General features: G+C 72.2%; 8 protein-coding genes. All 8 read right to left on the bottom strand.

Features of this window, described 5'->3' with window-relative positions; translation table 11 throughout:
- Positions 1–2 precede the first annotated feature (2 nt).
- The 8 genes from rplU to mrdA all read right to left on the bottom strand — a co-directional run bounded on the left by rplU (position 3) and on the right by mrdA (position 13,328).
- Positions 3–323, bottom strand: a complete 321-nt coding sequence (gene rplU, locus ACN9M0_RS11715) for a 50S ribosomal protein L21 (protein ID WP_015033583.1) — start codon at positions 321–323, stop codon at positions 3–5.
- Between the two features lie 248 nt (positions 324–571).
- Positions 572–4,363, bottom strand: coding sequence for an Rne/Rng family ribonuclease (locus tag ACN9M0_RS11720; RefSeq protein WP_426403556.1), 3,792 nt, complete (start codon positions 4,361–4,363; stop codon positions 572–574).
- Positions 4,364–4,596: 233 nt separating this feature from the next.
- Positions 4,597–5,388, bottom strand: a complete 792-nt coding sequence (locus ACN9M0_RS11725; RefSeq protein ID WP_366035780.1) for a TIGR03936 family radical SAM-associated protein — start codon at positions 5,386–5,388, stop codon at positions 4,597–4,599.
- 251 nt (positions 5,389–5,639) lie between these two features.
- Positions 5,640–6,302 carry a hypothetical protein gene (locus tag ACN9M0_RS11730; protein ID WP_426403557.1) on the bottom strand — a complete coding sequence of 221 codons (663 nt, stop codon included), beginning with the start codon at positions 6,300–6,302 and terminating at the stop codon, positions 5,640–5,642.
- A 64-nt stretch (positions 6,303–6,366) separates the two neighbouring features.
- Positions 6,367–8,295 (bottom strand): TIGR03960 family B12-binding radical SAM protein, encoded by a 1,929-nt coding sequence (locus tag ACN9M0_RS11735; RefSeq protein WP_366035778.1) that lies wholly within the window; start codon positions 8,293–8,295, stop codon positions 6,367–6,369.
- A gap of 52 nt (positions 8,296–8,347) precedes the next feature.
- Complete coding sequence (locus tag ACN9M0_RS11740; protein WP_426403558.1) at positions 8,348–9,871, bottom strand: CHAD domain-containing protein; 1,524 nt, start codon at positions 9,869–9,871, stop codon at positions 8,348–8,350.
- Positions 9,872–9,890: 19 nt separating this feature from the next.
- The gene (gene rodA / locus ACN9M0_RS11745; protein ID WP_366035776.1) at positions 9,891–11,084 is read right to left on the bottom strand and encodes a rod shape-determining protein RodA; all 1,194 of its coding nucleotides are present in this window, start codon (positions 11,082–11,084) and stop codon (positions 9,891–9,893) included.
- Positions 11,085–11,093: 9 nt separating this feature from the next.
- Positions 11,094–13,328, bottom strand: coding sequence for a penicillin-binding protein 2 (mrdA, locus tag ACN9M0_RS11750; RefSeq protein WP_426403559.1), 2,235 nt, complete (start codon positions 13,326–13,328; stop codon positions 11,094–11,096).
- Positions 13,329–13,342: the final 14 nt, after the last annotated feature.

Raw genomic sequence — 13,342 nt, forward strand, 5'->3', positions numbered from 1 at the left:
TCTTACTTCGCAGCCGCGGGGATACCGGTGACCTTGATCGCCGTGTACTGCTGGCGGTGACCCTGGCGACGGCGGTAGCCGGTCTTGTTCTTGTAGCGCAGGATGTCGATCTTGGCGCCCTTGTGGTGGTCCACGACCTCGGCCGTGACCTTGATGCCGGCCAGGACCCACGGGTCGCTGGTCACGGCGTCGCCGTCGACAACGAGCAGGGTCGAGAGCTCGACCGTGTCGCCAACCTTGGCAGTGGAAATCTTGTCAACCTCAACGATGTCGCCGACAGCAACCTTGTGCTGGCGACCACCGCTGCGCACGATGGCGTACACGCGGATCTCTCTCTCTCTCGGGATCGAAACCTCTGAAGCCAGCCACTCACACGGACCCGAGGGCCCGCGGCGTTCCGGAATCGGACGAGCGGCCTCTCCCGGCGAACGGGAGGGAGGTGCTCAGAGGCGCGGCGTATCGATAGACACGCCGACGGTCTAGGTTACGGGCGGCTGCCTCGGAGGGTCAAATTCGCCCGTGCGGTGCGGGCCGCCCCCTCCGTCCGGAGGAGGCGGCCCGCACCGGCCGGTCAGTCCTGGGCCGGGGCGGCGGTCTTCTCGGCCGCCTTCTTGGCCGTGGCCTTCTTGGCGGTGGTCTTCTTCGCCGCCGTCTTCTTGGTCGCCGCCGTCTTCTTGGTGGCGGCCTTCTTGGCCGTGGTCTTCTTCGCCGCGGTCTTGCGCGCCGCCGTCTTCTTGACGGGGGCGGGCTCGGCCTCGGCCTCCGCGGGGACCTCGGCCGGGGCCGTGGCCACCACGAGGACGGCCGCCTCCTCGGCGCCCGAGGGCGAACCGGCGGGAGCGGTGGCCTTGCGGACCACCCGGCGACGGGCGCGCGGCGGGGCGGCCACGGGGGCCTCCTCGACGACGGGCTCGGCGACGGCCTCGGCGGCGGGCTCGGCCACCGGCTCCGGCGCGACGACGGGCTCGGCCTCGACGACCGGCTCGGCGACGACCGGCTCCGTGACGGTCTCCGGGGCAGCCTCCGTGGTCGAGACGACCGGGGACGTCACCCGGCGGGTGGCACGGCGACGGCCGCGCGGGGCCGGGGCGGCGGTCTCCTCGACCACCGGCTCGACCACCGGCTCGGCGACGGGCTCGGTGACGGCCTCCGCCACCGGCTCGGCGACCGGCGCCACGACCGGCTCGGGCGCGGCGACGGGCGCCGGCTCGAACACCACGGCCTCGGTCTCCACGACCGGCCGCGTGGTGGCGGGCGCGGACACCCGGCGGGTGGCGCGACGGCGGCCACGACCGCGCGTGGCGGCGGCCTCCGCCTCGGCGACGGAGCCGTACAGCTCCTCGTCCGGGGCGATCGGCTCCGGCAGGGCCACCGGGGCGGCCAGCTCCGCCGCGACCTCGGCCTCGGTCTCCGCCTCGGCGGTCTCCGCCTCCACGGCCTCGACGTGCTCGTGCTCGTGGGCGTGCTCGCCGCCGCGGCCACGCTTCTTGGCGCGCTTGCCGCCGCCACCGCCACCGGCGGTGGTCGGCTGCTCCATGTGCACGATGACACCGCGGCCGTTGCAGTGGACGCAGGTCTCGGAGAAGGACTCCAGGAGGCCCTGGCCGACCCGCTTGCGGGTCATCTGGACCAGGCCGAGCGAGGTGACCTCGGCCACCTGGTGCTTGGTCCGGTCCCGGCCCAGGCACTCCAGGAGGCGGCGCAGCACCAGGTCGCGGTTGGACTCCAGGACCATGTCGATGAAGTCGATGACGACGATGCCGCCCAGGTCACGCAGGCGCAGCTGGCGCACGATCTCCTCGGCCGCCTCCAGGTTGTTCCTGGTGACGGTCTCCTCGAGGTTGCCGCCCTGGCCGGTGAACTTGCCGGTGTTGACGTCGACGACGATCATCGCCTCGGTCTTGTCGATCACCAGCGAGCCGCCGGAGGGCAGCCAGACCTTGCGGTCGAGCGCCTTCATGAGCTGCTCGTCGATCCGGTACGTGGCGAAGACGTCGACCTCGCTGGTCCACTTCGACAGCCGGTCGACCAGGTCGGGCGCGACGTGGCCGACGTACCCGTGGATGGTCTCCCACGCGTCGTCGCCGCTGACGATGACCTTGGAGAAGTCCTCGTTGAAGATGTCGCGGACGACACGGACGGTCATGTCCGGCTCGCCGTACAGCAGGGTCGGGGCGTTGCCGCTCTTCGCCTTCTTCTGGATGTCCTCCCACTGCGCCTGCAGCCGCTCGACGTCACGGCGCAGCTCGTCCTCGCTCGCGCCCTCGGCGGCGGTGCGCACGATGACGCCCGCGTCCTCGGGGACGATCTTCTTGAGGATGGTCTTCAGGCGGGCGCGCTCGGTGTCCGGGAGCTTGCGGCTGATGCCGGTCATCGAGCCCTCGGGGACGTACACGAGGTAGCGGCCGGGCAGGGAGACCTGGCTGGTCAGACGCGCGCCCTTGTGGCCGATCGGGTCCTTCGTGACCTGCACGAGGACCGACTGGCCGGACTTGAGGGCGGACTCGATGCGGCGCGGGCCGTGGCCCATGCCGAGCGCCTCGAAGTTGACCTCACCGGCGTACAGGACGGCGTTGCGGCCCTTGCCGATGTCGACGAAGGCGGCCTCCATGGACGGCAGCACGTTCTGGACCTTGCCCAGGTAGACGTTGCCGACGTACGAGGTGGCCTGCTCCTTGTTGACGTAGTGCTCGACGAGCACGTTGTCTTCCAGGACGCCGATCTGGGTGCGCTCGCCGTTCTGGCGGACGACCATGACGCGCTCGACGGCCTCGCGGCGGGCGAGGAACTCGGCCTCCGTGATGATCGGGACGCGGCGGCGGCCCTGCTCGCGGCCTTCGCGGCGGCGCTGCTTCTTGGCCTCCAGGCGGGTCGAGCCCTTGATGGACTGGACCTCGTCGGCGCCGGTGCCGGGCTCGGCCTTCTCACGGGCCGGGCGGGGCTCGCGGACCTTGACGACCGTACGGACGCCGTCCTCGTCGCCCGCCTCGGCGTCGGCGGAGGCGTCCCCGCTGCGACGGCGGCGACGGCGACGGCGACGGGAGCTGCTGGAGCCGCCGGCGTAGGCCTCGTCCTGCTCCTCCTCGTCCTCGGTCTCGTCGGTCTCGTCCTCGGCGTGCGGCTCCTCGCCCTCCTCGGTCTCCTCGACCTCGGTGAGCTCGCCACGACGGCGACGGCGGCCGCCACGGCGGCGACGGCGGGAGGGACGGTCCTCGTACTCGTCCGTCTCCTCGGCCTCCTCCTCGGCCTCGTCGATCTCGTCGGCGACGGCCTCGACCTCGGGCTCGTCGGCGACGGTGGCCGGGACGGGCTCGACGGCGACGGGCTCGCCACGGCGGCGACGGCGACGGCGGGAGCCGGACTCGGCGCGCTCGGCGGGCTCGGGGGTCTCCACGACCTCGGTCTCGACGGCCTCGATCTCCTCGACCGTCTCCTCCTCGTCCTCCGGCTCCGTGACGACGGCGGCGGCCGCGGCGGCGGTCTCCGGGGTCTGGAACATGGGCTCCGCGAAGACCGGGGCCTGGAAGACGGCGACGGCCGGGCGCGCGGCGCGGCGCGTCTCCTTGACCGGGGCCGGCTCGGAGGTGAACTGCGGCGAGGTGGCGCGGCGGCGGCCGCGGCCACGGGTGGCGGCGGTCTCGGCGGCGGCGACCTCGGCCTCGTCGGCCGCGATCTGCGCGACGGTGGCGGCGGGCAGCGACTCGCCGGCGGCGGCCTCGGCGGCCGGCTCGGGCGAGGTGACCTTGCGGGTGGCGCGGCGGCGGGTGCGCGGCGCGGGCGCTTCTTCGACGGCCTCGGCGGCGGGCTCTTCCACGGCCTCGGCGACGGGGGCCGCGACCACGGTCTCCTCGGCGGCGGCCGGAGCGCCGGCCGGGGCGGTGGCCTTACGGGTGGCACGGCGGCGGGTACGGGCCGGCGGGGCGGCCTCGGCGGCCTCCTCCACGACGGGCGCGACGGCCTCGGCGGCCGGGGCCTCCGCGGCCTCCTCGGCGGCGGCCGGGGCGGTCACCGGCGAGGTGGCCTTACGGGTGGCGCGGCGGCGCGGGCGGGCCGGGGCGGCCTCGGGGGCCTCCTCGACGGCCTCGGCGGCGGCGGTCTCCACGACCGGCTCCACGGCCGTCTCCACCACGGTCTCCGCGGCGGGCGCGGTGGCCTTGCGGGTGGCGCGGCGCCGGGTGCGCGGCGCGGGGGCGGCCTCGGCCTCGGCCGGGGCGGCCTCCACGGCGGGGGCCTCGGCGGCCACCGTGGTCTCGGCGGTGGTGCCCGTCACCGGCGGACCGGCGGGGCGGGAAGCGGCGCGGCGCCTGCGGCGCGGCGGCAGCTTGTCACCGGGGGCGTTGGTGTCTTCGTTGGACTCGAGCATGCGGGGTTCTCCCGTCACGCTCCCGGGCGCCGCGCCTGGTTCCGGTCCGGCGGCACGGTCGCGCCTGTGGCGCGGTGCCGCCGTCCGGGGCGCGGGCGCCGCACGGGAGCTCTATGTCTGGCTCGCCGGTTCCGTACGCCCTGTGCGGACGGCCTGGCGAAAGTCTCCTGGTCAGTGCGCTGCCCGACCCAGGTGGCTCCCGAGTACCAGGGCGGCGCTACAACGACCGCTCCCTACGCGGTACCGGCACCCGGCGCCGTCGCTGAGGCGGTCCCGGCGGCCGTGGGTGAAGCGGCCGTGACTGCCTCGCGGTCGGGCGCGAGCGGGTCGGTCACCGTGCCGGACTCCTCGTCGAAGAGCCCCTGCGCCAGCCTGGTCACCGCAGCGGGGACCGGCGGCGCCAGGTCGGCCACAGCTCGGAGACCGGACAGGACGTCGTCGGGTCGCACGGCAGGTGTCACGTGCCGAACAACCAGCCGCAGTATCGCACAGGCGCTGTCCAGCGGCCTATCACCCTGGGGATCGCCCTGGGGACGGGTGGCCGTCAGCTCGGTGACCGCGGAACGGGCGTCGAAGGTGCGGACTCCGTTCTTGGTCTTGCGCTGTACTTCCACCGTGTCGGCCGCGAGAAACGCCTCGACGGCCTTCCCCGCGTCCTCGACCGTCACGCCTTCGAGCCGGAGCTCCCACACGGAGGCGGTGAGCCGGTCGGCGAGCCCGGAGGTCCGGGCCTCGACGGCGTCGGTGATGTCGAGGCCGGCCGGGAGGGACTCGTCGAGCAGGACCCGCAGGGTCTCCGGGTCGCGCGTCGCGGTGAGCGCGATCTCCAGGTACTCGGCCTCGGAGCCCGTACCCGTCGGGGCGGCGTTGGCGTACGACACCTTGGGGTGCGGGGTGAAGCCGGCCGAGTACGCCATGGGCACCTCGGCACGGCGCAGCGCACGCTCGAAGGCGCGCTGGAAGTCACGGTGGCTGGTGAACCGGAGGCGGCCGCGCTTGGTGTAGCGCAGTCGGATGCGCTGCACCGCCGGTGCGGGCGGCGGGCCTTCGGGCTGTCGCTTGCCCAGTGGTTCTTCTCCTCGGTGCGGGGCGGCGCGGGTGCGCGCCGTCCACGAGATGTACGGGTTGCCCTGGGGGTCCCGCCCGGTTCACCCCCGCTTCCGCGGGGAGATCTCGGGGGCGGGCGCCGCGCCGGGGACGATCGTTGTACTACCCAGAGTACGCGCCCGGGCCACCTCCGGTTCCCCGGGCCGGAGAGCGTCGGACGGGCCCCGGGTCAGCGGGGCCCGCCGAAGAGGGCGACGCGCACCTCCCGGGCGGCGGTGCGGACGGCCCGCGCGACGGAGGCGACGGGCGCCCACACCCAGGTGCGCAGCCAGTGGCCGACGGGCGTGAGGATCACCCGGTACGCCCAGGCGAGGGGGCGCCCGATCGCGTTCCACAGCACCCAGCCGACGGCGCGCCCGACGGCCCGGGAGATCTGGCCCCCGACCCGCCAGGCCCAGGCGGTCGCGGCGCCGATCGCCCGGCCGACGGGGGCGAGCACGTACCGCCACAGCCAGGTCAGCGGGGTCACGAGGAGAAGGTCGACGACCCACCAGACGGCCTTGGCGACGGGGAGGAGGACCCAGCGCCCGAGCCACTTCAGGGGCGTGACGATCAGCAGGTCGATCACCCACCAGAGCGCCCGGCCGACCGGGGTGAGCACCCACTCCCACAGGAACCGCAGCGGGATGACGAGGAGGTGGTGGATCAGCCATCCGAGGGCCCGCCCGACCGGGGCGAGGACCCAGCGCCACAGGAGTCCCAGACAGTAGGCGAGGGCGTCCCAGACCAGCCGGACGGGCAGGACCACCACGAGGGCGACCGCTCGCGCCACCCCGGTGAGGCAGCCCGCGGGCTCGTTCGGGGGCTGCGACCTGGCGTTCTCCGTGTTCATGCCGGAAATGACGCGACGGCCCGGCGAAGGGTTTCCCTTTCGCCGGGCCGTCACTCAAGCGTTACTACTTGACCACCGTCAGCGGCAGCAGCTTCTTGCCGGTGGGGCCGATCTGGATCTGCGTGTCCATCTGCGGGCAGACGCCGCAGTCGAAGCACGGGGTCCAGCGGCAGTCCTCGACCTCGGTCTCGTCGAGGGAGTCCTGCCAGTCCTCCCAGAGCCAGTCCTTGTCGAGGCCCGAGTCCAGGTGGTCCCAGGGAAGGACCTCCTCGTAGGTGCGCTCGCGGGTGGTGTACCAGGCGACGTCCACGCCGGTCCCGGGCAGCGTCTTCTCGGCGCAGGCCATCCAGCGGTCGTACGAGAAGTGCTCGCGCCAGCCGTCGAAGCGGCCGCCGTCCTCGTACACCGCGCGGATGACCGCGCCGAGGCGGCGGTCGCCGCGGGAGAGGAGGCCCTCGACGATGCCGGGCTTGCCGTCGTGGTAGCGGAAGCCGATCGAGCGGCCGTACTTCTTGTCGCCGCGGATCTTGTCGCGGAGCTTGCGCAGGCGCTCGTCCGTCTCCTCGGCCGACAGCTGCGGGGCCCACTGGAAGGGGGTGTGCGGCTTGGGGACGAAGCCGCCGATGGAGACGGTGCAGCGGATGTCGTTCTGGCCGGAGACCTTGCGGCCCTCGGCGATCACGTTCATCGCCATGTCGGCGATCTGCAGGACGTCCTCGTCGGTCTCCGTCGGCAGGCCGCACATGAAGTACAGCTTCACCTGGCGCCAGCCGTTGCCGTAGGCCGTCGAGACCGTACGGATGAGGTCCTCTTCCGAGACCATCTTGTTGATGACCTTGCGCATGCGCTCGGAGCCGCCCTCGGGGGCGAAGGTGAGGCCGGAGCGGCGGCCGTTCCTCGTGAGCTCGTTCGCCAGGTCGACGTTGAACGCGTCGACGCGGGTCGAGGGGAGGGACAGGCCGACCTTGTCGTCCGTGTAGCGGTCCGCGAGGCCCTTCGCGATCTCGCCGATCTCGGTGTGGTCCGCGGAGGACAGGGAGAGGAGGCCGACCTCCTCGAAGCCCGTGGCCTTGAGGCCCTTCTCGACCATCTCGCCGATGCCGGTGATGCTTCGCTCCCGCACGGGGCGCGTGATCATGCCGGCCTGGCAGAAGCGGCAGCCTCGGGTGCAGCCGCGGAAGATCTCGACGGACATGCGCTCGTGGACGGTCTCCGCGAGCGGGACGAGGGGCTGCTTGGGGTAGGGCCACTCGTCGAGGTCCATGACGGTGTGCTTGGAGACACGCCACGGCACGCCGGAGCGGTTCGGCACGACACGGCCGATGCGGCCGTCCGGGAGGTACTCGACGTCGTAGAACGCCGGGATGTAGACGCCGCCCGTCTTCGCGAGGCGGAGGAGGACCTCCTCGCGGCCTCCCGGCCTGCCCTCGGCCTTCCACTGCCGGATGACCTCGGTCATGTCGAGGACGGCCTGCTCGCCGTCGCCGATGATCGCCGCGTCGATGAAGTCCGCGATCGGCTCGGGGTTGAACGCGGCGTGGCCACCGGCGAGCACGATCGGGTGGTCGACGGTGCGGTCCTTCGACTCCAGCGGGATGCCCGCCAGGTCCAGGGCCGTGAGCATGTTCGTGTAGCCGAGCTCCGTGGAGAAGCTCAGGCCGAAGACGTCGAACGCGCCGACGGGACGGTGGCTGTCCACGGTGAACTGGGGCACCTGGTGCTCGCGCATCAGCTCTTCGAGGTCCGGCCACACGCTGTACGTGCGCTCGGCGAGGACGCCCTCGCGCTCGTTCAGCACCTCGTAGAGGATCATGACGCCCTGGTTGGGCAGACCGACCTCGTACGCGTCCGGGTACATCAGCGCCCAGCGGACGTCGGCGGACTCCCACGGCTTGACCGTGGAGTTCAGCTCTCCACCGACGTACTGAATCGGCTTCTGCACGTGCGGGAGCAGAGCTTCGAGCTGCGGGAAGACAGACTCGGCAGCAGACATCTCGAACCTTCGTGAGCTGGCAGGGGGGCGACTCTCAAGCGTACCCCGGTGCTCAGCGGCTCAGAGCCGCCGTGAGTTCCGGGGCCGAGGCGCGGGCCCAGACCTCGGGCAGCTCCCGCTCCGCCGCGGCGGCCGCGGCCTCCTCCCGGCCGTAGAGAAGTCCCCAGGTGAAGGCCGATTCGCCGACGCCGTGGGCCTTGATCCCGAACTCCCTGAGGGCGGCGCGGGCGACGACGGCGTCCTGGTGTTCGCCGAGGAGGGACTGGACGGCCTTGACGCGTTTCGCGAGCCGTTTGGCGGGCTTGCCGAGGGTGGGGCGGGCCGCGTCGGCGGCGTAGCGGGCGCGTTTGGCGGCCTTGCGGGCCTCGTGGAGGGCGAGGTCGCGCTCGTGACCGGGGTCGAGGGAGAGGGCGTGCTCGATCCGGCCGCCGAGGCGGTCGTGGTCCTTGTGCACGGCGCGGGCGAGGACCGCGTGGGCGTCGCGGCGGGCACCCTTGCGCAGCGGCGGGTCGGCGAGGAGCGCGTCGAGGGTGTCGAGGAGCGCGAGGTAGCGGGCGGAGTCGAGGGCGGCGAGGGCCTGGTGCCGGGCGCTCCTGGCGAGGGCGGCGTCGCGGCGCCGCAGCCGGGCCTTGACGGGGCCGAGGACGAGGGTGCGGGGCAGGTCGGCGACGCGGGCGCGCAGGCGGGCGTCGAGGACCTCCTGGTCGCGGGCGACGCCGAGCTCCCCGGCGAGCCATTTCAGCTCCTCGCCGACGGGGTCGGTGACGTCCCGGTCGAGGACCTTGCGGTAGGTCTTGAAGGCGCTGCGCATCCGGCGGCAGGCGACCCGCAGCTGGTGGACGGCGTCGGGCAGGTCGCGGCGTACGGCGGGGTCGAGCGTGACGATCGCGTCGGCCTGTTCCCGTACGTAGGCGAGGACGGCGGCGCCGGCGCTGCCGGGTTTCGCGGGTTTCCCCGGCCTGGGGGCCGGTTCGGGCTCCGGGCCCGTCTCCGCGAGGGCCCGGGCGAGCTTGGACGGGGCCGCGGAGGGGCGGATGCCGGCCTTGCGGAGGCGCTTTTCGACGGCGTCGAGGAGGGGCGGGTCGATGTCGTCGGCGAGTTCGACCTCGATCTCGGTCCAGCCGGCCACCTCGCCCGAGGGCAGGCGTTCGGCGTGGACGGTGTCGACGGAGAGTTCGGCGAGGAGCGTGCCGTCGGCGGCGAGCAGGTGGCGGACGTCTCGCGCGGAGCGGAGGCGGACGACGGGGACGACCTCGCGGTGCCGCACCCGGGAACGCAGGAGCCCCGCGAACTCACCCGGGAGGGTGTCGCTCAGCGGGGCCCTGATCTCGTCGCGCACTCCGGCGGCGACGGGGAACTTCACGTGCCAGCCGGCGTCGCTCCCGCCGGTGCGGCGGCGCAGGGTGAGGGCGTCGGCCGCCAGGCGGAGGTCGGGGGTGTCGTAGTAGACGGCGTCCAGCTCCATGACGCCCCGGTCCACGACCTCCGAGACTCCGGAGACGCGGGTGAGGTCCGGGAGCGGAGTGTCCCCGGTGGCTTCGTACTTCCGCTCGATCTCGCGCTTCGTCTCGGCCATACCTCGAATCTAACCGCGGTCACGCCGTCATCGGGCGTTGTACGCGAATCGACTGGAGCAGTCCGATCGCCACCCATACCGCGAACATCGACGAGCCGCCGTACGAGACGAACGGCAGCGGCAGGCCGGCGACGGGCATGATGCCGAGCGTCATGCCGATGTTCTCGAAGGCCTGGAAGGCGAACCAGGCGATGATGCCGGCGGCGACGATCGTGCCGTAGAGCTCGGTGGTCTCGCGGGCGATCCGGCAGGAGCGCCAGAGGATGACGCCGAGGAGGACGAGGATCAGGCCGGCGCCGACGAAGCCCAGTTCCTCGCCGGCCACCGTGAAGACGAAGTCGGTCTGCTGTTCGGGGACGAACTGGCCGGTCGTCTGGGAGCCCTTGAAGAGGCCCGCGCCGAGGAGGCCGCCGGAGCCGATGGCGATGCGGGCCTGGTTGGTGTTGTAGCCGACGCCGGCCGGGTCGAGGTCGGGGTTGGCGAAGGCCGCGAAGCGGTTGATCTGGTACTCGTCGAGCATGCCGAGCGCGGTGACGAGGAACGCGCCGAGGACGCCCGCGCCGATGAGGCCGAGGACCCAGCGGTTGGAGGCGCCGGAGGCGAGCAGCACGCCGAGGACGATGACGGCCATGACCATCACCGAGCCGAGGTCGGGCATCAACATGACGATGCCCATGGGGAGGGCGGCCAGGCCGAGGGCCTTGGCGACGGTGCGGTGGTCGGGGTGGAACTGGTCCCCGGCGTCGACCTTGGCGGCCAGCAGCATCGCCATGACCAGGATGATCGTGATCTTCACGAACTCGCTGGGCTGGAGGGAGAAGCCGCCGCCGACGACGATCCACGCGTGGGCGCCGTTGATGGTGGCGCCGAGCGGGGTGAGGACGGCGAGGATCAGCACGATCGAGAGGCCGTAGAGGATCGGCACCGCGCCGCGCAGGGTGCGGTGGCCGAGCCAGATCGTGCCGATCATCAGGGCGAGGCCGATGCCGGTGTTGAGCAGGTGCCGGAAGAGGAAGTAGTACGGGTCGCCGTTGTTGAGCTCGGTGCGGCCGCGGGTGGCGGACCAGACGAGCAGCGAGCCGATGCCGGAGAGGGCGAGCGCCGACAGCAGGATGGGCCAGTCGAGCCGGCGGAGCACCGAGTCGCGGGCGGTCAGCTTGGCGAGGGTGCCGCGCTCGGGGGCGTACCGGGAGACGGAGAAGCCGTGGGTCATGGGTTCTCCTCAGTCCCGGTGCCGGCCCGCGGGCGGGCCCGCGAGGGTCTGGTCGTCGTCCGGCTTCTTGGTGGGGTCCGGTGTAGGCGTGTCGTCGGGTGTCTTCGGGGGCGCGTTCGGGTCGATCTTCCCGACCTCGGGGTCGTACGGCTTGATCTTCGGCGCGTCGATGGAGCCGTCGGCCTCGATCTTCGGGAGGGCCTTCTGCGGCTGCGGCAGCAGGGCCCGCTTGAGGTCCTGGTTGCCGGCGTCGTCGAGTCCGTAGAGCGCGTCGTAGATGTTGCGCACGGCGGGGCCGGAGGCGCCGGAGCCGGTACCACCCTGGGAGATCGTCATGACGATCGCGTAGTCCTTGGTGTACGTGGCGAACCAGGAGGTCGTCTGCTTGCCGTAGACCTCGGCGGTACCCGTCTTGGCGTGCATCGGGATCTTGTCCTGCGGCCAGCCGCCGAATCGCCAGGCGGCGGTACCGCGGGTGGCGACTCCCGCGAGGGCTTCCTCTATCAAGCCGCGGGTCTCCTCCGTCATCGGGAGCTTGCCGTGGGACTTGGGCTTGATCTCGGTGACCTTCTTGCCGTCGGGGCTGATGACGGCCTTGCCGACGGTGGGGTTCCAGAGGGTGCCGCCGTTGGCGATGGCCGCGTAGATGGTGGCCATCTGGATGGGCGTGACGAGGGTGTCGCCCTGGCCGATGGAGTAGTTGACGGAGTCACCGGCGCGCATGAGGTTGCCTTCGAGGCAGTTCTCGTAGGAGAGCTGCTGGACGTAGGTGCCGCCGCGCTTGCCGATCTTGCACCAGTAGTCCTTGTTGGCCGCCCAGAAGTCCTGCTTCCACTTCCGGTCGGGGACGCGGCCGGTGACCTCGTTGGGGAGGTCGATGCCGGTCTCGGCACCGAGGCCGAACTGATGGGCCGTCTTGTAGAACCAGTCCTTGGCGTCCTTCTTCGGCTTCATGCCGCCGTCGTTGAGCCACTGCTGGTGGGAGAGGGCGTAGAAGACGGTGTCGCAGGAGACCTCGAGGGCCTGGCCGAGGGTGATGGAGCCGTGGCCCTGGGACTCGAAGTTCTTGAAGACCTGGCCGCCGATGGAGTACGAGGAGGGGCACGGGTAGTGGCCGTTGAACTCGTATCCGGCGTTGACGGCGGCGGTGGTCGACATGACCTTGAAGATGGAGCCGGGGGCGGCCTGGCCCTGGATGGCCCGGTTGAGGAGCGGGAAGTTGGAGTCCTTGCCGGTGAGGGCCGCGTAGTCCTTGGCGGAGATGCCGCCGACCCAGGCGTTGGGGTCGTAGTCGGGCTGCGAGGCCATGGCCACGATCCGGCCGGTCCTGGTCTCCATGACGAGGACGGCGCCGGCGTCGGCCTTGTAGTTCTCGTTGGTGTTCTTGTCGAACGTCTTGCGGGCCTCCACCATCGCGTTGTGCAGCTCCCATTCGGCGACCGCCTGCACGCGGGCGTCGATGGAGGTGACGACGTTGGAGCCGGGCACGGCGGGGTCGCTCTTGGCCTGGCCGATGACCCGGCCGAGGTTGTCGACCTCGTAGCGGGTGACGCCGGCCTTGCCGCGCAGTTCCTTGTCGTACGTGCGCTCCAGGCCGGAGCGGCCGACCTGGTCGGAGCGGAGGAACGGCGAGTCGGTGTCCTTGGCCTTCTCGATCTCGGCGTCGGTGACGGGCGAGAGGTAGCCGAGGACCTGGGAGGTGCGGGACTTGCCGGGGGCCGGGTAGCGGCGGACGGCGGTGGGTTCGGCGGTGATGCCGGGGAAGTCCTCGGCGCGCTCGCGGATCTGGAGGGCCTGCTGGGTGGTCGCCTCGTCGGTGACCGGGATCGGCTGGTAGGGCGAACCGTTCCAGCAGGGCTTGGGGGTCTTGGAGTCGCAGAGCCGGATCTTGTTGATGACGTCGTCGGGCTTCATGTCGAGGACGTCGGAGAGCCGGGTCAGGACGGCTTTGCCCCGGTCCTTCATCTTCATCAGCTCGGTGCGGGACGCGGAGACCACGAGCCGGGTCTCGTTGTCGGCGAGCGGGACGCCGCGGGCGTCGAGGAGCGAGCCGCGGACGGCGGGCTGGACGACCTGCTGGACGTGGTTGTTCTTCGCCTCGTCCGTGTACTCCTTGCCGTTGCGGATCTGGAGGTACCAGAGCCGGCCGCCCAGGGTGAGGAGCAGGGAGAAGACGAGGATCTGGATGACGACGAGCCGGATCTGGACCCGGGGGGTCCGTCCTGTCTCGGGGATGTTGCTCATGCTGCCGGTGCCCC

Origin of the sequence: Streptomyces sp. R-07, assembly GCF_049913175.1 — a bacterium.
In the GTDB taxonomy this organism is placed as follows: domain Bacteria; phylum Actinomycetota; class Actinomycetes; order Streptomycetales; family Streptomycetaceae; genus Streptomyces.

What these genes read in the sequence shown, in the direction of transcription:
- ACN9M0_RS11720 (WP_426403556.1), bottom strand. Translation starts at nt 4,363, where the DNA reads ATGCTCGAGTCCAACGAAGACACCAACGCCCCCGGTGACAAGCTGCCG.
- ACN9M0_RS11730 (WP_426403557.1), bottom strand. Translation starts at nt 6,302, where the DNA reads ATGAACACGGAGAACGCCAGGTCGCAGCCCCCGAACGAGCCCGCGGGC.
- ACN9M0_RS11735 (WP_366035778.1), bottom strand. Translation starts at nt 8,295, where the DNA reads ATGTCTGCTGCCGAGTCTGTCTTCCCGCAGCTCGAAGCTCTGCTCCCG.
- ACN9M0_RS11740 (WP_426403558.1), bottom strand. Translation starts at nt 9,871, where the DNA reads ATGGCCGAGACGAAGCGCGAGATCGAGCGGAAGTACGAAGCCACCGGG.
- rodA (WP_366035776.1), bottom strand. Translation starts at nt 11,084, where the DNA reads ATGACCCACGGCTTCTCCGTCTCCCGGTACGCCCCCGAGCGCGGCACC.
- mrdA (WP_426403559.1), bottom strand. Translation starts at nt 13,328, where the DNA reads ATGAGCAACATCCCCGAGACAGGACGGACCCCCCGGGTCCAGATCCGG.